This window comes from Paenibacillus sp. SEL1, from assembly GCF_054602535.1.
In genome coordinates this window covers 3,549,776-3,569,681 of record NZ_CM137723.1, presented here as the reverse complement: position 1 = coordinate 3,569,681, position 19,906 = coordinate 3,549,776, and the positions used below count along the sequence as shown (strand labels likewise).

At 43.2% G+C, this 19,906-nt stretch carries 20 protein-coding genes and 1 tRNA gene; 9 read left to right on the top strand and 12 right to left on the bottom strand.

Annotated elements, in window-relative coordinates:
- Positions 1-336 precede the first annotated feature (336 nt).
- Positions 337-864, top strand: coding sequence for a phosphatase PAP2 family protein (locus tag ACYCSE_RS16330; RefSeq protein WP_061829122.1), 528 nt, complete (start codon positions 337-339; stop codon positions 862-864).
- Between the two features lie 51 nt (positions 865-915).
- Entirely contained in the window at positions 916-2,049 is a 1,134-nt protein-coding gene (locus ACYCSE_RS16325; protein ID WP_416145804.1) for an MGDG synthase family glycosyltransferase, read from the top strand.
- A gap of 41 nt (positions 2,050-2,090) precedes the next feature.
- On the opposite strand, the gene trmB is transcribed toward ACYCSE_RS16325, so the two are convergent.
- Both trmB and ACYCSE_RS16315 read right to left on the bottom strand, forming a co-directional pair.
- The gene (trmB, locus tag ACYCSE_RS16320) at positions 2,091-2,804 is read right to left on the bottom strand and encodes a tRNA (guanosine(46)-N7)-methyltransferase TrmB (protein WP_013309374.1); all 714 of its coding nucleotides are present in this window, start codon (positions 2,802-2,804) and stop codon (positions 2,091-2,093) included.
- A gap of 104 nt (positions 2,805-2,908) precedes the next feature.
- A complete protein-coding gene (locus tag ACYCSE_RS16315; RefSeq protein ID WP_013309373.1) occupies positions 2,909-3,106 on the bottom strand; it encodes a hypothetical protein in 198 nt (65 codons plus the stop codon).
- Positions 3,107-3,412: 306 nt separating this feature from the next.
- Between ACYCSE_RS16315 and ACYCSE_RS16310 the strand changes: the two genes are divergently transcribed.
- From ACYCSE_RS16310 to ACYCSE_RS16295, 4 genes are all read left to right on the top strand, one after another.
- Positions 3,413-4,366 (top strand): tRNA modification radical SAM protein MnmL/YtqA, encoded by a 954-nt coding sequence (locus ACYCSE_RS16310; protein ID WP_061829120.1) that lies wholly within the window; start codon positions 3,413-3,415, stop codon positions 4,364-4,366.
- Positions 4,367-4,948, top strand: coding sequence for a tRNA 5-(aminomethyl)-2-thiouridylate-methyltransferase MnmM (locus ACYCSE_RS16305; protein WP_235307871.1), 582 nt, complete (start codon positions 4,367-4,369; stop codon positions 4,946-4,948).
- Between the two features lie 169 nt (positions 4,949-5,117).
- Complete coding sequence (locus ACYCSE_RS16300) at positions 5,118-6,092, top strand: type I phosphomannose isomerase catalytic subunit (protein WP_023987749.1); 975 nt, start codon at positions 5,118-5,120, stop codon at positions 6,090-6,092.
- Positions 6,093-6,117: 25 nt separating this feature from the next.
- Complete coding sequence (locus tag ACYCSE_RS16295; RefSeq protein ID WP_250261974.1) at positions 6,118-7,125, top strand: alpha/beta fold hydrolase; 1,008 nt, start codon at positions 6,118-6,120, stop codon at positions 7,123-7,125.
- A 94-nt stretch (positions 7,126-7,219) separates the two neighbouring features.
- Here the strand turns inward: ACYCSE_RS16295 and ACYCSE_RS16290 are convergent, their stop codons facing one another.
- The 3 genes from ACYCSE_RS16290 to ACYCSE_RS16280 all read right to left on the bottom strand — a co-directional run bounded on the left by ACYCSE_RS16290 (position 7,220) and on the right by ACYCSE_RS16280 (position 12,085).
- Positions 7,220-7,750, bottom strand: coding sequence for a YfiT family bacillithiol transferase (locus ACYCSE_RS16290; protein WP_250267860.1), 531 nt, complete (start codon positions 7,748-7,750; stop codon positions 7,220-7,222).
- A gap of 139 nt (positions 7,751-7,889) precedes the next feature.
- The gene (gene odhB / locus ACYCSE_RS16285; RefSeq protein ID WP_254351392.1) at positions 7,890-9,188 is read right to left on the bottom strand and encodes a 2-oxoglutarate dehydrogenase complex dihydrolipoyllysine-residue succinyltransferase; all 1,299 of its coding nucleotides are present in this window, start codon (positions 9,186-9,188) and stop codon (positions 7,890-7,892) included.
- A 5-nt stretch (positions 9,189-9,193) separates the two neighbouring features.
- Positions 9,194-12,085: a 2-oxoglutarate dehydrogenase E1 component gene (locus tag ACYCSE_RS16280; protein WP_250261977.1), complete on the bottom strand. Its 2,892-nt coding sequence runs from the start codon at positions 12,083-12,085 to the stop codon at positions 9,194-9,196.
- A gap of 705 nt (positions 12,086-12,790) precedes the next feature.
- On the opposite strand from ACYCSE_RS16280, the gene ACYCSE_RS16275 reads away from it, so the two are divergent.
- Positions 12,791-14,062, top strand: a complete 1,272-nt coding sequence (locus tag ACYCSE_RS16275; RefSeq protein ID WP_459698847.1) for an MFS transporter — start codon at positions 12,791-12,793, stop codon at positions 14,060-14,062.
- A 249-nt stretch (positions 14,063-14,311) separates the two neighbouring features.
- Here the strand turns inward: ACYCSE_RS16275 and ACYCSE_RS16270 are convergent.
- Positions 14,312-14,385, bottom strand: a tRNA-Pro gene (locus tag ACYCSE_RS16270).
- Positions 14,386-14,550: 165 nt separating this feature from the next.
- On the opposite strand from ACYCSE_RS16270, the gene ACYCSE_RS16265 reads away from it, so the two are divergent.
- Positions 14,551-14,856 (top strand): hypothetical protein, encoded by a 306-nt coding sequence (locus tag ACYCSE_RS16265; protein ID WP_459698845.1) that lies wholly within the window; start codon positions 14,551-14,553, stop codon positions 14,854-14,856.
- A gap of 41 nt (positions 14,857-14,897) precedes the next feature.
- Here ACYCSE_RS16265 and ACYCSE_RS16260 read toward each other — a convergent pair whose 3' ends face one another.
- On the bottom strand, positions 14,898-15,302 hold the full coding sequence (locus ACYCSE_RS16260) for a hypothetical protein (RefSeq protein ID WP_459698843.1): 405 nt from the start codon (positions 15,300-15,302) through the stop codon (positions 14,898-14,900).
- Positions 15,303-15,586: 284 nt separating this feature from the next.
- Between ACYCSE_RS16260 and ACYCSE_RS16255 the strand changes: the two genes are divergently transcribed.
- Entirely contained in the window at positions 15,587-15,799 is a 213-nt protein-coding gene (locus tag ACYCSE_RS16255; protein ID WP_094155811.1) for a helix-turn-helix domain-containing protein, read from the top strand.
- Between the two features lie 692 nt (positions 15,800-16,491).
- Here ACYCSE_RS16255 and ACYCSE_RS16250 read toward each other — a convergent pair.
- The 5 genes from ACYCSE_RS16250 to ACYCSE_RS16230 all read right to left on the bottom strand — a co-directional run bounded on the left by ACYCSE_RS16250 (position 16,492) and on the right by ACYCSE_RS16230 (position 19,788).
- The gene (locus tag ACYCSE_RS16250; RefSeq protein ID WP_459698840.1) at positions 16,492-17,214 is read right to left on the bottom strand and encodes a hypothetical protein; all 723 of its coding nucleotides are present in this window, start codon (positions 17,212-17,214) and stop codon (positions 16,492-16,494) included.
- A 197-nt stretch (positions 17,215-17,411) separates the two neighbouring features.
- Positions 17,412-17,786, bottom strand: coding sequence for a hypothetical protein (locus ACYCSE_RS16245; protein ID WP_254327682.1), 375 nt, complete (start codon positions 17,784-17,786; stop codon positions 17,412-17,414).
- Positions 17,787-18,120: 334 nt separating this feature from the next.
- Positions 18,121-18,489 carry a barstar family protein gene (locus ACYCSE_RS16240; RefSeq protein ID WP_459698838.1) on the bottom strand — a complete coding sequence of 123 codons (369 nt, stop codon included), beginning with the start codon at positions 18,487-18,489 and terminating at the stop codon, positions 18,121-18,123.
- Positions 18,490-18,624: 135 nt separating this feature from the next.
- Positions 18,625-19,137, bottom strand: a complete 513-nt coding sequence (locus ACYCSE_RS16235) for a hypothetical protein (RefSeq protein ID WP_459698836.1) — start codon at positions 19,135-19,137, stop codon at positions 18,625-18,627.
- Positions 19,138-19,299: 162 nt separating this feature from the next.
- Entirely contained in the window at positions 19,300-19,788 is a 489-nt protein-coding gene (locus ACYCSE_RS16230) for a HEAT repeat domain-containing protein (RefSeq protein WP_459698835.1), read from the bottom strand.
- Between the last annotated feature and the right edge of the window lie 118 nt (positions 19,789-19,906).

Sequence of the window (19,906 nt, the reverse complement as noted above, 5' to 3'; positions counted from 1 at the left end):
GTCTTCTCATTGATGACGCTTAGGTCTTATTTTCATCCATTTGCTAACTTTTTATTTCTTTGGTCCCTCCTTTTTGTGGGCCAATTAGCAACCACTTCTAAACACTCTATCTTATTAGACGGATGAACGCAAAGAAAGTTATACAATTTGGCTTATATTCCATTAACATTTTTGTGTAGAATTGAACCAAGTAAGTTTGAATCTTTAGTGATTCTTGAAATGAACAGCGTTTAAAAATATGATGAGAGCAAGAGAATAATTACTTATGGTCTGATTATGTCAAAATGACTCAAAATATTTGCCGACTGACCTGGACCGGCAACCGGAGGAAACCAAATGCAACGTCTAGTCGTAAAACTTGTAAATCTGGAGCAGCAGTTGTTCAAATGGATCAACGGACGCTTACACAACCGTTTTTTGAACTTCTGGCTTTATTATCTCACACATTTAGGCGGGGCTACCTTTACTATAGCCTCCACACTCCTTATTTGGTGGCTCGCTCCGAATCCGTGGAAAGATACCGGTATGAAGGGAGCCATCGCTCTCGGGGTCAGTCATATCCCCGTAGCTATCGTTAAAAAGCTGTACCCGCGGATTCGCCCGTATTTGGCTCTACCAGGTACAAATACATTCCGCAACCCCTTGTCGGACCATTCTTTTCCCTCAGGGCACACGACCGCTATTTTTTCAGCTACCGTGCCTTTCATGCTACAGTCACCGATGCTAACATTGCTGCTGTTGCCTGTAGCGACAATTGTTGGTTTTTCTCGAATTTATCTGGGTCTTCACTACCCAACGGATGTACTCGCAGGAGCGGTCATCGGAACGTCTGCAGCAATAGGAACGGTTGCATTCTGGCCTTAAAGCCGATATGGTATGATTGAGAACATCCCAGCAGGAACAGGTGAAATGAGAGTGGCTAAAAAACGAGTGTTATTATTATCGGAAGGTTTCGGTGCCGGACATACTCAAGCTGCCTACGCGCTCTCAAGCAGTTTGCGGAAGCTTTCTCCGAATGTGCAGACCAGAGTGCTGGAGCTGGGGAGTTTTTTGAATCCAAGAATGGCCCCGCTTATTATTACAGCATACAAGAAGACTGTTGTATCGCAGCCTCGTCTAGTCGGATTGGTTTACCGTCATCAGTACAAAAAATCATTAAACCGTCTTACAACGCTCGCTTTGCACCGTCTGTTCTACACGCAGACCCGAAACATTCTCCGGCAGCTTCGTCCCGATTTGGTGGTATGTACTCATCCCATCCCAAGCGCGGTAATTTCACGTTTGAAGCGCTTAGGCTTACATGTTCCGCTTTGTACTGTCATTACAGACTACGATGCACATGGAACATGGATTAGTCCCGAGGTTGACCGGTACTTTGTATCTACGCCTGAAGTCATGCGTAAGCTGCGCGCACGCGGAGTACCCGTCTCGAAAATCCAGGTGACCGGTATTCCCGTTCATCCAAATTTTTGGGAACATCCTGGGCATGATGAAATTAGAGAACAATTTGGACTTAAACCCATCCCGACCGTACTCGTTATGGGTGGCGGCTGGGGCCTTATGAATGACGAAGTCATACATCGTTCGCTTACTCAGTGGAGAGATAACATTCAATTTATTTTTTGTTTGGGGCATAATGATAAAATTCGTCGTAAAATGCAGTTGGATCCCAGGTTTAATCATCCAAATATTCATATCTTCGGATTTACACGGGAAATCGACAAATTAATGGAGGTATCGAATCTGCTCATCACCAAACCCGGCGGAATGACATGTACCGAGGGATTGGCCAAAGGGATTCCGATGCTGTTTCACAAACCTCTCCCTGGACAGGAGGAGGAAAATTGTCAATACTTTACGGCTCAAGGCTTCGGAGAACCGATTACTTCGCTGGATGTTGTCGTTAAATGGATGAACCGACTGCTACACGATTTTCCAGAAATCGTCCGCAAGCGACAGGAGCACGTCCATAATGTAGCGCGATATTATCCTCTTCAGAGCGCACAGAGTATTTTGGATATACTGGAACCGAACAGGGTGCTTTCCTAATAAGGAAGCACCCTGTCTTATTTTATCCATTTGATCTGTTTTTATTTCCCGTACTTTTCAAGGCGTGTTTTTCCGTACTCTTCCAAAGCATCTTTGCCGATCAGCACCTCGACTCGATGAATATTCATACCTTTGCCCATAAACTTTTGTTCATATTCCGTCATGACATGCTCCTCGTTAATCCCCTCACGATGAAGGTTTAACGAAATATTCGTCATCTGCAAACCACTATCGGCAAACGAATTCAGAGAAAACTCAAACAGTGTCTCCGAATCGGTCTTAAAATGAATTTGTCCTTTGCTGTTCAAAAGCTGACGGTACTTGTCCAAAAAACGCGGATGCGTCAAACGACGACGTGCATGTTTGGCTTTAGGCCAGGGATCACTAAAATTCAGATAAATGCGTTCAATCTCTCCTGGTTCAAAAACATTTTCGATCTGTTCGATGTTTGCCAGTGCCAATTTGATATTAGGCGGCGTATCAACCTCTGAATTACTCCAGGCCAGACGAGACTTTTCTGTTGCACGGCGAACCAGCTCATCATACATATCAAAGCCAATATAGTTAACCTCCGGATTCCGGAAGCTCATTTGGCTTATAAATTGCCCTTTACCCATACCGAACTCTACATGAATGGGACGATCATTACCAAAAAGCTGCTGCCATTTCCCCTTATACTGTGCTGGCTCCAAGATGACTAGGTCCTGCTGTTCTTCCAGACTTTCCCGAATTCCTTTTCTTCCGCGTAAACGCATGTTACTCCTCCATATACTCTGTTATCAAGGAAAAAGGAATTTCACCCCCGCTTGAAGATACGGAAATGAAATTCCTTTTTCAATATATTTGGATTGGGGTCCAACTAATTTAATTGTTCATAGTCTACCCCATCAGCAGGTGAAAAATCAATTGTCTTTTGGCAAGCCGCTCTGATTTTTTGACGTGCGGTCGTTCCAATCTGACGATCCTGCCCAAAACGGACACCAGTCAATGCCAACGCCTCATCAAAGGTTAACTCAACAGTAACTTTATCCATACGCGTCTTATCCTGCGCATTCATAAAAGATCACCTCACGGGTTATTTGTGATGGAACCGACGTGCACTTACCCTAAAACAGGCGATAAAAACAGCATAGCTGCCTCCCTGAAGAATAATCATTAGCAACGGATAACTTTTATCTTCAGGATCGAAAACAGTCCTTTTATTGTATGTCTGGTACCGCTTACAATATAACACATTGTGTAACCTTTTTCAATCCGCAACGCCATAAAATACGCACATTTTATTGACTTGTTCGGTCAAATGATTCCCAATGAAGACTGATTTTTGTTACAATAGGGTGATCGTAAAAAAAGGAGTACACCCATGAAAACAGATTTATTGCCTGCTCCTCTCCTGTGGGGAGATAAACGGTTCCATACTTGGAATTACGAAATGCGTGAGCAATTTCAAAATAAAGTGTTCAAAGTCATGCTGGATGCCGGTTTTACCTGTCCGAATCGCGATGGCTCCATCGCTAAAGGGGGTTGCACCTTTTGTAGCGCACGCGGATCGGGTGATTTTGCCGGGCGTCGTCGTGATGATCTGGTCACCCAGTTCAATACGATTCGGGATCGGCAGCATCTAAAATGGCCAAACGCCAAATATATTGGCTATTTTCAAGCCTATACTAATACGTATGCCCCGGTTGAGGAACTGCGAGAATACTTCGAGGTTATTCTGGAGCAGCCCGGTGTTGTCGGTCTGTCCATCGCTACACGTCCTGATTGCCTGCCTGACGATGTAGTGGATTACCTTGCCGAGCTAAACGAACGCACGTACCTATGGGTCGAAATGGGTCTGCAAACTGTCCATGAATCGACCTCAGAGCTGATTAACCGCGCTCATGATACTCAATGCTATCTGGATGCGGTGGAAAAGCTGCGCAAGCGGAATATCCGCGTGTGCGCCCACATCATTTATGGTCTGCCCCAAGAGACGCATGAAATGATGCTCGATACGGGACGGGCAGTAGCCGCTATGGATGTGCAGGGCATCAAAATCCACCTGCTGCATCTCATGCGCAAAACGCCCATGGTCAAGCAGTATGAAGCGGGATTGCTACGCTTTCTGGAAAAGGACGAATACGTTAAGCTGATAGTTGATACGCTGGAGTTTTTACCTCCCGAAATGATCGTTCATCGGTTAACCGGAGATGCCCCACGCGATTTGCTAATGGGACCCATGTGGTCGCTTAAAAAATGGGAAGTGCTTAATGCCATTGATCATGAACTGAAGTCACGTGAAACGTGGCAGGGAAAATACTGGAGGCAACCTTAAATGGGGTTCCTATCCGTCCTGAGCTACGCTCATCAATTGGTGGCTGCGCGGGTGCAGCCAGGCGATACTGCTATAGACGCCACCGTCGGCACAGGAGCAGACACGTTGTTTCTGGCAAAAGCTGCTGGCAAACGGGGCCGTGTCTATGGCTTCGACATCCAACAAGAAGCACTGCATTGCGCCCGTCGTCGGCTGGAAGAAAACGCTTCTCCTTCATTAGCAGAAGTATCGCTACTGCTACAAGGTCATGAGCAAATGCGGGAGGCCGTTCCGGATATGCTGCATGGCAAAGTCGCTGCGGTCATGTTTAACCTCGGCTACTTGCCTTCCGAAGGCGCCGATCCTACGGTCATCACCCATACAGACAGCACGCTCGTCGCACTTGATGCTGCCTTACAATTGCTGCGACCACGCGGCATTCTGACTGCCGTGTTATATCCAGGACACGCCGGAGGCAGTGAAGAAGCAGATGCCGTTCTTCAATGGGCTTCTGCTCTCCCGGTCTCCAGCGGTCAAAGCATTATTTATCGTCAATTACAACGAGCCGCTTCGCCTTTCGTAGTGGCGGTTGAGAAGAAATAATGTTGGATTTTAAACTCAGGTTATGAGCGGCTTTTTAAGCCGCCTTACATATATTATTTTTCAAGCTCGTTTGGGCACTATTCATCCCAGTTTATTGCCACAGCGGCACGTTATTGATTTCCCTATTCTGTTAGGTCGCACTCATTACTCAATATGGAGGAGAGAAATTATGCTAAAGCCATACCCGCTGCAATTTCAACCTGAGTTCAAAGAGAGAGTTTGGGGAGGACGGGCCTTAGAGCAATTTGGTCTAACCCCACCAGAAGGACATATCGGGGAAGGATGGATGATTGCCGATCATCCAAACGGAACAACAACGGTTATCAATGGTGAGCTGGCAGGCAAAGGACTGGATGAAATCCGCGAGACCTACGGGCAGGATTGGCTCGGGGCCAAAGGTGTATCGGAAAAAGGCGGACGATTCCCACTTTTGATCAAACTACTGGATTGTAATGATGACTTATCCGTTCAGGTGCATCCGACAGATGATTACGCAGGACTTCCAGCCGGAGAATTAGGAAAAACTGAAATGTGGTACGTGCTTGATGCCAAGCCAGATGCCAAGATTATTTATGGTCTGACCGAAGGTGTAACCCGCGAGAGTCTGCGCACAGCCCTTGAAAGTGGGGATATCCTCGGCAGTTTGCGCCAGGTTCCAGTCGAAGCAGGCGATACGTTCTTCATCCCCGCCGGAACCGTACATGCACTGTGTGCAGGCGTTGTCGTTGCTGAAATCCAGCAAAATTCGGATACTACCTATCGCTTATATGACTACAATCGCCCCGGACTGGACGGCAAGCCTCGTGAGTTGCATATCGAGGATTCCCTCAATGTAACCTCCTACGAAGGTGCAGGCGCAACAACGATGAAAACGGACGGCTTACAGCCTGGTAAATGGCTCCAGTTGGCAGCCTGTGAGTATTTTGTTGTGGAAAAGGGTATCGTAGATGGAAGTTGGGCACTTTCTACAACGGAAGACAGCTTCACCATTCTCGTGATTTGTGAAGGCAGTGGGACCATAACATGGAACAATAATACCGAGTCTCTTTCCTGTAAAGCTGGAGATTGCTTCCTGTTGCCCGCTAACCTGAGTGGTTACACGCTGAATGACGGAATGACCGTACTTAGATCTTATCTTCCTTAAAGCTTAAAGGATGTGATGTCTAATTATGCGGGAATACACCTTCACCATCGCTGAAAATGACGGAACAGAGCTTTTTGCCTACCGCTGGCTGCCTGATCAGAATTTGCCCATTAAGGGGATTGTCCAAATTTCGCATGGTATGTGTGAGACGTCCTATCGCTACATCCGACTGGCCGAAAAACTTACTGCTTGCGGTTATGGCGTTTATGCCAACGATCATATCGGTCACGGGCGCACGGCTGGTGATCCTGATAAGCTGGGTATGCCGGGAGCTAATGCGTTTAATCGAATGGCAAACGGCATGCTGGAGCTAGGCGAAATTGCAGCTAAGGAATTCCCTGATCAGTCTCGTTTTTTGCTGGGTCACAGCATGGGGTCCTTTTTAACCCAGAAAATTATGTATGATGATCGGCAAACGTATCACGGGTTTATTTTATCGGGAACCAACGGACGACGTGGTCTCCTAAAACTCGGAGAGCAAGTTGCTCTACTGCAAGCCAAGTTGCAAGGAATGGATCATCGCAGCATGCTGCTCAATGCTATGGTCTTTGGCGGCTTTAATCGTGCCTTTCGTCCGGTGCGTACGGCGTTCGACTGGCTGTCCCGTGATCCTGAGGAAGTAGATCAATTCGTGCACGACCCATTATGTGGAGCTATATGTACGACAGGCTTTTTTCTGGATTTTTTCAGGCTATTACAAGAAATCCACTGGCCTTCCTCGCTGAAACGCATCAATCCCAAACTGCCAGTTTATATTTTTGCCGGGGATCGTGATCCAGTGGGTTTGTTCGGTAAAGGTGTGTTGTCACTAGTGGAAATGTATCGAAGCCTAGAGCTTCAGGACATCGAATATCGCCTCTATCCTGACGGTCGCCATGAGATGCTTCATGAAACAAACCGCGACGAGGTGATGAGTGACATCGTGGACTGGCTCGACCGCCATGTTAACACAGGGGTGACCTCTGTTTCCGCATTGTCTGGAGACTCCGAGGCACCCGGACATTCAACCTCGCCCAAGTCATCAACCTTGTGAGGAAATAAGAAAAGAAACCTTTAAAACCACGATTAAAGTGGATTGAAGGTTTCTTTTTTATTGCCTTATATTCATTTGGATATAGTTTTAAAAATCACCATGCATTCCGTTCTCTCAGGGAAGTAATATGAGCTGTGTGATGCTTGCCATGCCAGGCATAGATGCCGATGTTTCGTTCCAGGCGGATCGTCTGGCCCGATTCAGGATGAATAAATGTTCGGTGTAGCTGATCCTCTCCCAACGATCGTAACACGGTCACCCACCGTTCATGCAGTCCTTCCAGCAATTGCAACGAAGGTTCCAGTGGAAGCTCCCTGGCGTCTGGTATTTCGGCCCAACGCCCCTCATCATATGGCTTGATCGTCGGCGTATCCTCCGTCAGTGCCAGCTTAAAACGGATATAGCTGTTCATATGGCTGTCTGCCACATGATGAACTACCTGCCGAATCGTCCAGCCCCCTTCGCGATAAGGCGTATTGAGCTGCTGCTCATTCAGCCCTTCGACCGCCTGACGCAGCTGTGCAGGCAATTCAGCAATGTCGTGAATCCATGCGATAAGCTGTTCTTTTGTAATGGTATCTGGAACAACGAATGATCCTATCGGATAGCGCAAGTCTTTGTCCAAAACAGTTCCCGCCCTTCTCTACATCTACTGCCTGTAATGTCAGTTGCCTTATGTTATAACTATGCAGGAAAAAAAGCAGACTCGCAAGAGTCTGCTTTTGTCATACACGTAAAGAGGAGATACACTTGCCCGATTGATTTTATCCTTCCAGTAACAATGATTCCGGATCTTCCAGCAATTCTTTGACCGTTACCAGAAAACGAACCGCCTCACTACCATCAATAATCCGGTGATCGTAGGACAACGCGATATACATCATCGGACGATTTTCCATGCGTTCCTCGTCGATGGCAATCGGGCGAAGTTGGATTTTATGCATTCCCAAAATACCCACTTGCGGTGTATTGAGAATTGGCGTAGACAGCAGGGAACCGAAAATACCTCCATTGGTTATAGTAAACGTTCCTCCTTGCAAGTCGGCCAGAGAAAGCGAATTGGAGCGTGCTTTGCCAGCCAAATCTGCAATACTTTTCTCGATCTCAGCAAAGCCAAGACGATCAGCATCTCGTACAACTGGCACGACCAAACCTTCCTTGGCAGATACAGCGATCCCGATATCATAGTATTTTTTCAGTACGATATCATCGCCATTAATCTCTGCATTCACGGTAGGGAAGCGCTTGAGTGCACCAACCACTGCCTTTGTAAAGAAGGACATAAAACCCAAGCCTACATCATGTTTTTCCTTAAACTTATCTTTACGGCGTTTACGCACATCGAGAATGGCGGTCATATCCACTTCATTAAAAGTGGTGAGCATGGCAGCTGTTTGCTGTGCTTCAACAAGACGCTTAGCGATCGTCGCTCTGCGTCGAGACATCCGCTGGCGTTCCACAGGCTTGCTGTACTCCGTTTGTGCTGGAGACGGAGGCGCAGGCTTGCTAGTAGCGGGAGATGCAGGTACAGATGCTGCACGTGACACTTCAGAGCTGTTATGCGTTTTTACGTCCTCCTGGAAAACACGTCCCAGCGGGTCCTTTCCCTGTACCTGCTCAAGATCAATCCCGCGCTCACGCGCCAACTTCCGGGCGGATGGTGATGCCGTCTGGCCATTCCCGTCGCCATTCGATGAAATAGGCGGTGCAGACTTTTCTTCTGCTTTAACGCCGCCTCCTACGGAAGACGGTGAAGTCGCTACGGACGGTGCTTCAGGCGCTTGAGTCGCTGCAACTTCTCCAGCACCGGTTGATTCCGCACCACCACTGCCGCTTCCGATCAAACCAACAGCTTCACCGATGACCACAGTATCTCCCTCCTGACGAAGGATTTTCTGGACCACACCTGCTTCTTCCGCACTAATTTCCAGATTGACCTTATCGGTTTCCAGCTCCAGTAGAACATCTCCCTGTCCTACAGAATCCCCTTCCTTCACAAGCCATTTGGAGATTGTTCCTTCCGTGATGGATTCTCCCATTGCTGGCACTATAATATCGCTCACAGCCGCTACCTCCCAAGTGTAATATTATTTTTGGAATCCTGCTTCAACGCCGATTGAATAATTCGCTGTTGTTCTAGGCTGTGTACTTGCTGATAACCGCTGGCCGGGCTTGAACGATCTGGTCTGCCTGCGTAACGAATTTCCGCTCCCTGTGGCACTACATTCCGCAGACGAGGTTCAATGTAACTCCAGGCCCCCATATTTTTAGGTTCTTCCTGAGCCCATACGAACTCCTTAACATGCGGGAAGCGGCCGAAAATATTCCGAATTTCCTCTTCCGGGAAAGGGTATAGCTGCTCCACACGAATAATATGCAGACGCTCTTCTGCCTCATTCTTATCCTTTTCCAATGCTTCTTCGAGATCGATGGCAATCTTGCCACTGCACAGTACAATGCGCTCTACACGATCCGGACGTGCACCCAGACCAGGCTGTTCCAACACAGGACGGAATGCTCCTTCGCTGAATTCAGAAGCAGGCGAAGCGACACGATTATTACGAATCAGGCTCTTCGGCGACATCATCACAAGCGGGCGGGCTTCCTCACTTTCGCTTAATGCAGCCTGACGGCGCAGCAGATGGAAATACTGTGAGGCACTGCTCAAATTAGCGACAGTCCAGTTATTTTGTGCGGACAACTGGAGAAAACGCTCCAGACGTGCGCTTGTATGCTCTGGTCCTTGTCCTTCGCTACCATGCGGTAACAGCATCACTAGACTCGATTTCTGTCTCCATTTGGCACGGCCTGCGGAGATGAATTGGTCAAAAATAACCTGTGCACAGTTGGCAAAATCGCCGAATTGTGCTTCCCAAATCACTAACGTTTCAGGAGAATACACGTTATAGCCATATTCAAAGCCGAGGACAGATGCCTCAGACAATGGACTGTTATGAATACTGAATGAAGCACGTGCTTCCGGCAATGTATGCAACGGGCAATGTGTACGGCCTGTTTCAGGCTCATGCAGCACAAGGTTACGGTGAGCAAATGTAGCTCGCTCCGCATCCTGACCTGTCATACGAATAGGCTTGCCGTCTGCGAGAATGGTGGCCAAAGCCAGCGTCTCCGCCAAGCTCCAATCTACCTTTTCCCCTTCGTTCAGAGCGGTTTTTCTACGCTGTAAAATTCGATCCAGCTTCGGATATACATGAAAAGCCTGTGGCCATTTGAGTAAGTTTTCATTGATTTGGCGCAGCTTTTTCAATTCCACTGCAGTACGTACCATAGAATTCTGATTCTTTTTCGCCTTCACAGGACTCATTTCCGGCTCTTGTTCCGGTTGATTCTTCACATGCTCATGCGCTTCCTTCAGTCTGTTTTGGACCTTTTCAATGAGGCCGGCACTAAACGCTTCATCCACTATACCCTGCTTCATCAGCTTTTGAGCATATAATTTGCTCACCGTCGGATGATTCTTCACCTTACGGTATACCAGCGGTTGTGTTGTTTCCGGGTCATCGGATTCATTGTGACCATAACGACGGTAACCAATCAGATCAATCAGAAAATCCTTCTTGAAACGATTGCGGTATTCGCCAGCCATACGTGCCGCTGCAATACAGGCTTCAGGATTATCCGCGTTCACATGCACAATTGGAATTTCATACCCTTTAGCCAGATCACTGGCATAACGGGTCGAACGGGAATCGACACTTTCCGTTGTAAAACCCAGACGATTATTCACAATAATATGGACCGTGCCGCCATTACGGAAGCCACGCAAATTGGTGAAATTAAGTGATTCTGCCACGATACCTTCACCTGGGAAAGCAGCATCACCGTGCATAATAATTGTAGCTGCCTTGCTCACATCCAGCTTCGGATATCCAGCCTCACTGCGGTCTTCCTGTGCAGCTCGTGAAAATCCTTGTACCACCGGATTCACATATTCCAGGTGACTTGGGTTATTCGCCAATGTCAGACGGGCCTGCACCGCTCCCCCATCTTTTACAAAACGATCAGCACCCAGATGATATTTCACATCGCCAGTCCAGCCATAGTTAATTCCTGTGGAACCTTCCGACGGGATCAAATCTTTATTCGGCGAATGATGAAATTCAGAGAAAATTTTACTGTAAGGCTTGCCCAGCACATGAGCCAGTACATTCAAACGGCCGCGATGCGCCATACCCATCAGAACATGACTTGCTCCTGCATTTGTGGTTAGACGAATAATCTCGTCGAGTACAGGGACAAGCACATCATTACCCTCGATGGAAAAACGTTTCTGTCCAACGAATGTTTTATGCAAAAACTCTTCGAACTGTTCTACTTCTACCAATCTGCCCAGCAACGACTTGCGTTCCTGTGTTGTGAGTGGCTTGGAGGACCAGCCGGATTCTGCATAGCTGTTCAACCAGCGGCGTTCCTCCTCGTTATGAATATGACTAAATTCATAGGCAATCGGACCTGTGTATGCTACACGTAACCGTTGAATGGCTTCCCATCCGTTAAGTGTTCCCGCAGGAGCGTTATCCCATATTAAAGAGGCTGGAAAAGCCTTTAAGTCTTGTTCAGTTAAACCGTAAGATGCTGGATTAAGCAAGCGTGTATCCTGCTCTGCATCCAGTTCCAGCGGATCGATTTGGGCGGCTAAATGTCCGTATTCACGGATATTCCACACCATTTTCCCCGCTGTAACCGCTTTCTGCAATGTGTTCGAATCAAGGTGCCCCAAAGCACTTGTGGGGGGGCCTTGCAATTTGTTGTCTATCATGGAAGCAGCCGAATATTCGGATTGTGGCGGCTCACCCCATTGATCAAACAGCTCGCGGTAAGCCGGATCAACCGTTCCGGGGTCCGCTACATACTTTTCATACTGGTCCTGCACATAACCTAGATTAGGTCCATAATACGCCTGCCAAGGTACCTGTCTGCTGCTCTCTTCCATTGTCATCTCGTTCCCTCCGTCAAATTTTGAAATTCATAGCTGGACGGAAATCATTTTCATTTTTTATTAAGTCTTCAATTTAAGTTGTTCACAATATGATCACATTATATGAAATCCTTCATCAAAAGTCGAATTTCACAATTCTTATTCCTCTTCCATTGTATAAAGTTTTCTAGCTATGAGCATTTCCTTTTTCTCAACATATCCATGCGTAAATGAGATGAATCGGGCTATTCTGTAATTCTCCCTCCCATTATAGACAATTATCGTATGGATTATTTCAGATAACATATCGGACAATTAAAACAAGCCATTCCACAAAAAGAAGAAGAGCTTTGACTGGTATAAAAAAATAATCGCCACAAATGGCGAGGATTTCGCTTAATTAACATTGGAGACTGACGCCCATTTGTAAGTCAGAAATCAAACACCTGGCAACTTAAATAACCAGCCGTCGGATATCAACCGTCGGCTGGTTACTTAAGTTTATATTGCTCCTCATACTACGCCAAACCATTTTGAAAACAACTTCCCAGTCCACCTCACTATGATTATCGTTAACAGCAGAATTTAAAAGGCAGAGGGTCTGATACGATGCAAATTCAAACTTAAAGTGACATTAAAGTCACTTTTCTGTACAATATTCCTACTTTTCACTATTATTTTAATTAGGCATCTAAAAACCGCTTTGAAAGCGAAAGGGATGGAACTGTGACTGGATTAAAACAAGTACTCAGAAACAAGAATTATGTCAGGTTTTTTCTGGCAACCTTCGCCTCACAAATGGGAGGAATTATCGGGGTTACTGCATTCATGTTTTATTTGTTGAAACGGTTTACAAATCAGCCATACTATGCAACGCTTGCCGAGTTAATGTATTCGCTCCCGATGCTGGTAGTGTTTCTCGTGGTTGGAGTGCTGGCAGATCGGATGGACAGACAAAAAATTGCTGTTAATTGTGACTGGATCAGCGCTGTTTTATCCTTATGTTTGCTTATTTTTATTTGGGTCGATTCGATTCCTTTGATATTTGCCCTCCTCTTCATTCGTAGTGCTGCCTCCAAATTCTTCTTCCCAGCCGAAAGTGCCATTATACAGGGAATATTAAGCGAAGATGATTACACCATTGCCGCAGGCCTCAATCAAATGATGGGGAGTCTTTTCATGTTATTTGGAGGAACTCTGGGGGCCGTCGTCTACTGGCACTTTGGAATTACTGGAGCCATCCTAATTGATGCTATTTCTTTTATTGTGTCTGCACTGCTTATTCGTTCCTGCAAAATTCCAAAGGAAGTACGCCTTCCGAACGGGGCACATCAATTCAAACAATTAAAATTCAAACTTGTCATGATCGATTTTAAACAAGGGTTTCTTTACATATTACGCAACAGACTATTGCTTTGGTTGGTTTCAGGCTTTTTTATGTTCGGTATTTTAAATGGTGGTTTTAGCGTTTTACCGATGTTTATTCTTAAATATAAGCTAGCTCCAGGCAACTATGAGCAGTATATGGTTTGGACAGGTATTATTTTTGGAGCTGGTGTGTTGCTTGGTACCCTAATCGCTTCTCTCATCTCCGCCAAGCTAAAGCTACACCAAATGATTGCATCGGGAGTTCTGGTAGCCGGAATAGGTATGTGCATACTAGGATTTGTTGACCACATCTACGCTTTTCTGATTATCAATTTTGTCATTGCACTGATACTTCCGTTCATTAACATTGGCATAGGAGGATGGCTTCCTCGTATTGTAGATCCTCAAATGATGGGACGTGTGCAAGGTTTGATTAATCCGTTAATGATGCTGTCCCAATCTCTTACATTAGGTTTCATTGCTATAAGCTTTCCTTCATTTATTTCAATTGAGCTCTTGTTTTTATTAGTTGGGGTCTGTACCGTTATTGTAGGAATATACTACACTATTGTGCTTCCCCGTTATGCTGATTACAGCACTTCTTCCAAGACCCTTCAGGAATCTTTATAGGCAAATTAAAAAAGTCAAACAACAGACCATTCCGCCAGCGATTGTTGAGTTGCCACTTCTGCCTCCGAATCCAGTGCAGAGGTGGCTTCATCATATCTCCCCTCAAATACTCCACAAGTACATACGTTGGTTGCATACGACTAGCTCGTCACAACCCAGTAGATGCATAGACCGATAGGGTATATAATATTCAAAAAAAAAACGCCCGGCAGACGCATTAGCTGCATCAGCAGGACATTTTGATTGAAATCGGAGTAGCGGGATTCGAACCCACGACCTCACCCACCCCAAGGGTGCGCGCTACCTAGCTGCGCTATACCCCGATAACCAAGTGTATGTAGATCGATGCTGTTATTTACCATTATATTCCGGTCATAAAATCCTGTAAAGGGATTATTTTCTCATCCTTCCGTTGCATCTTTAAGTTGTTTTCATTATGGTAGATACAAAAGTTAAGAGGTCAAAAACAGAGATCATAGGAGCTAACCATGCAAAACAAAAAAGTGCTTATACCCGTTGCATTACTTCTTTTAATACAGTTAAGTGTTCCTATGTGCTATACCTTTGCACAGGATAACCTTGTCATAGATCATGAAACGAAAGAGAGATTCAAAGAACAATATGGCTTGGATGAACCGGAATTTCCTTCATCAAAGCAGCAGCAAAACATATTATTGGGAGGTGATTTTGGATTTACTCCCTCTGGTGATGCTGTTGTGGTGGAATTGACCATATTGATTCGGTATCCGCTTATTTTTATCAGTCAACAACTGGTACATTCACTGAAATCATAATTTTTTTCTACAAGTTCCATGATATAGAGCATAAGAATCATTTATTTCGTAGCAAGTTGTCTGTCACTTGGGGTCACTTCATCCTTCTTATTGAAAAGGTTTAATTCAATGGGGCCCCTCCCATGTAGCCACAGCAGTTCATCGAATAAAAATGTCAGTCCATCCTTAGCGCGTAAGCGTTCGATGATCTCCGTAACAACTTGCATAACTTCCCCTTGTACACCCTCTGCCAGTTGCAAGCCTCCGCTCTCTCCATCCAGATAAAGATGCGTATGATATGATTGCTCCACCTTCTTCACATGGCGCAAACACAGTATGCCATTTTCGAGGTAAAAGAAGTATTGATGGTCATACAGAATTCCTTCGCATATTTCATACATATGAGGTAAATCATATGGCCCCTGAACCATGGATACCCGTTCCAATCCCATTACCCATTCTGTCATACATCCTCGCTCCATTCCTTTGTTCAAAGTTTCTTATTTGCCAATATACTTTCTTCTACAGGTAGTTTTTCAAACTAGGTGGTTGAACGATAATTAATTGCTAATTGTAAAACGTTTTGGTACGATAAGCATATTACTACGACGTTCACAAATAACATTTCAATAAACCAAATGCACATTACAGTGTTATTTTTGTTGTTTTCAGAATATATCGAACAGTGTTTATTGTCAATACTTTGATGTTGCTTTTTAACACTATAGAATGCATTTAGCTGGAGGAAAATATGATAAAGATTCATCTTTCCCGTATTATGGGAGAAAAACGAATAAATATTGCCGAGCTTTCCCGCATGACTGGATTACATAGAAACGGAATCACCAAACTTTACAACGAAGAAACAGACGGTGTGAAATTTGATACGCTAGATAAAATTTGTAAAGCTCTAGACTGCCATGTTCAAGATGTTATCGAGTATGTAGAGGATGATGCAAATTAGTAAAATGGACTTCTCTTGTTTTAGAAACTGTTTCAATTAGGTTTAGAACCCTTGGCGACTCCCTGGTGAACTGATCGAATACTTGCCGGAAGACGACGAAGAGAGCCGTTAACACGCTTAACGGCTCTCTGTTCTTTATATAATATTCAAATTTTTAACGATCTTCCCATTCAAATTAGGTTTGAAGATCATAATCCCTTCCTATCAGCGATTTCAAATAAACTCTTCCCACGTATGATAAATATCAAATAATGCATTAGGGTTACGTTTTCCTTTTAAAATTACGTACATTTTATTCGATACAATCCTGATCACATCCATTTCTTTGTTCCTGAATCCAATAATAACTGGGCGATTAACGCTAATATAAGACTTTGGTTTAAAAATAACTCCCCAATCCAACCCACTGTGATTACTTTTTACAGTCTCTCCTACTCATTTCAGAGTATTTCTTTCATGACAAAAGGTGGTTGCATAATTTATAGTTCACTTATATATTTTCCTCCTTTCACTCCTTTTTTATCCTATATAAATTTATATAATCGATGCAGATTCCCAACTCCTTTTAAACCCTTAGAAAAGAAAAACCACACAGAATTAATCCATGTGGTTGGAGTGCAAACTCACTATTAAAGAATCATCTTAGACCGAATAAAAAATCGGAACATGTTTTTGCTCTCAATTTAATTTGATTATTTCCTATTACCTTGAAGATTCTTTACAGTTCCAGCAATGGCTTGATAGTGATTAATAATTGAGTTGTTTTGAGGATTAGAAGCAAAACTATTAGAGATTTGGTATGGCTCTCTATTAAAATTACTAATTCCACCTATATTTTTAATAGAAGGACCATAATTCTGATCGTAGTACCACTCACCATCTAACGTATGGATAAAAAATTCTCCTAAGAAATAGCTTGATAACAGAACGTTTTCCTCCGTCGGTTCTGAACTTAGCAAAGCTTCGATGGTTTTTAATGAATTTTCATCTTTAAAGTTCAGATTATTTACCTCGACAAATTTCTGTAGCTTCTCAAACCATCCTTTATCTAAAAAGTTAGCAGGAGGAAGCGTATCTTTAGGCACATTCTCTTCAAACCATTTTAGAGCACACTGATCAATAATCTTTTCTAGGGTGATAAATATATCTCGTAATGACTCTTCATCCTCATAATAATGAAATTTCTCCATCTTTGATCCATCAATGAAATAAAAGCTATACACTGATTCGGACTCAGTCATAAAAGTAATGCGTATTGCATTCTCTGTCCAATAACTTTTATCGATTTGGATTGTTTCCTTAAATCCATTGACTACTCTTGTAAAAAACCAAGTATTGTTTAAATGCTCATAAGTAAAGTTCAAAGCAGCTAATTTGTTCCCTATGGTTTTTCTGATAATATTTGATATTTTCACAAAATATTCTCCTTACAAGATAATTGGAACATGCATCCGTGGAACAGGAAAAAATCCTCCTACTCTCAATTTAACGAGCAAATGATCATCTTAGAGCATGTTGTCTCCTAATTTATATATTTTCAGAATGAGGAGCTAAAAAGAAACCTCATAGAGTTTTATACTCCATATGGTCAAAATAACTATACAATTAATTTTTAATCGTTCAAGAGTTCCTGATTTATTCTTTTCATTTCTTTAAGGCACAAATCAATTCTGTCTAAATCTATGACTGTTTTATCAACGCCAGCTACAAAAAACAACTTTAGCCAGAAAGCATCCTCCTGAGCGTAATTTTCAATAGCTTGTTCAATAGTTTCTTCTGTTAATGACTTCACAATAATATCTGGTGGCGATGCAGGAATAAAATTAATATTCTCTTTGGTCATATAACTAATTAGATTTTTTGGGGTACATACAGCAACAGAAATATTAGTCCCATCTTCAAGTTCAATAAATACATCTATATTATCATCCTCAATATCTGCTATCTGAGATAGTGAAGTTGGATATACAATTTTTTTCACTCTCATTTGGGCCTCCTCATTTACCATAAACATTATATATGATATCAATAACTGTTTGTTCGTTAGCCATATTAGCCTTAGCCAAAATGTTCATTTGGCCATTATTCATTCTAAAAAACACTCTTGCTCCTTTTTCCCCCTTAAGTAATTAATATCTCTTATTAGATTTCTCGTTTCATTTCCCGGATTAAAATTTCTTTTAAGGAATTTGCCACAAGTTCATCTGCTTCTAAATGTTCTTTCCCTTCGTTTTTACTCATTTCAGAGTATTATTTCATGTCAAAAGGTGGTTGCATTAATTTATATTCCATTTTAAAAATTCCCTTCTTGCTTTGCTATCTTAATTCGAAGAAAAATTCACGGTAACACCACCTGATACTAAGATCGTTAGAAGATTCGTAAAATATTGCTGTGGTGAAAATCTATAACCTCTCTCTTCTTGATCCCATTCTTCCTCGAATCTTTCCAAAAAATAATGTGCGTTTTTCCAATGGATCGTAAACGGTCCTACTGTCCCAAAACCTCCACAGAGACAGTCCGATATACTATCCAAGCTAAATCCATAGTACCCTCCAGGCCCATTAATCGCTTCACCAAGTGCTATAAAAAATGTTTTAAAATCAGATATGTATTCGCCGTCTAAGGTGTAGACTTCTCCTCGTTTATCCTGTCTGGTAAAATGATTAGATGCAAAATGTATTCTAGTCACGTTTAGCCACCCAGACGTTCTTCTTTAGAAAAGCCTTGCCATATATTATTATCAAGCGACTGAGCATCCTTTAAAAACTCCCATAATCTTAATTCCACAGGGGAGGGCTCTGTTTCAAGTTCTTGGGTAGAATAATTAATTAATTTGAAGGCGATAAGGATTGAGATCCTCTGGCTTTTTAATTTTTTTCAGATCTTCAGTAGGTAAATAGAAGTAAACATCCTTATCTTTGGGCTTAAACGTTAACGAAGCATCATACTTCTTTTCAACAATCCACTGCTTTATTTCCAACATCTCTTGAAGATAATGAGTGGCTGAAAAGTTACCTTTAATATAAATCGAAGCTTCTGAGGAGAGTTTCTGACTAACCATAGAATAGCTTGGAACCTTATCATGGTATGTTATACCATACTCTCTAATAAGATTAACATTTACGATGACTTCGGCATCTGAACCTGTAACTTCCTTTGTTTTTTGTGTTACAGCTTTTTTTAGCTCATCCCTCCACACAGAAGAGGCGTAGTTATCCATCATTTGCCCATAATAGTCTTCATCCACCAAAAAAGAAATCCCTGAGTTAGAGATCACATTTGCTATAAATTTATCATTCTTAAAATCATAATCTACTGATTCAATTTTCCAGTTCATAGTGTACGTTTTATGTAGGTAGTCAGTGACGTTACTCCGAAATTGGACTCTTTCTATCGGACTTCCTGTTGTAATGGATACAACTGTATATGCAATTACAATGATGATCACGAATAAAACAGTTTTTTTTACCACTCCAACCAAACCTCTCTAATAAAAGAATCATGTAAAAAGCTCTAAAGATTCCAGCAAAAAGTCACGCTTATATTTGTTTTTATAATCGGCTAGCTTTCTTCTTATCTTTTGTCTACATATGTCCTTTTGCGCCTTAGTAATTTTATCTTGTACGGTACTTATCAGTTGATAGGATTGTCTACTCGCTTCAAAGGTATCATCCAGTAAATCTACCAGCGCCACAACATGAGTAGATACGTCAAAAAATTCTAAAGCATATAACAGTGTTCCTCTATTCCCCTTGGTCTTTGGATTTCTTAACAAGTCGATAAGAGGCAACACCGCTTCACGGTCTCCTAGATCAGCTAACGTAATGGCGATTACATTTCTTAGCAATACACTATCCGTCGTTGCTAAATATCTCAATAATATTGGAGTGAATGTATAATCCAGCTTTTCACCTATCTCCTCTATAATCCTTACCGCTTCCTTTAAATCTCCATTTTCTATGACTTCTTCTAATCGCATTTTGTTCATAGTTTACCAACCCACCTTATTACAATATATAGCAACTATCCAGTCTTAATGCAATTCAATAATTTACATATGATAACAATCCGATGTCTCTTTTGTATATAGCGAACATTGTCGAGAC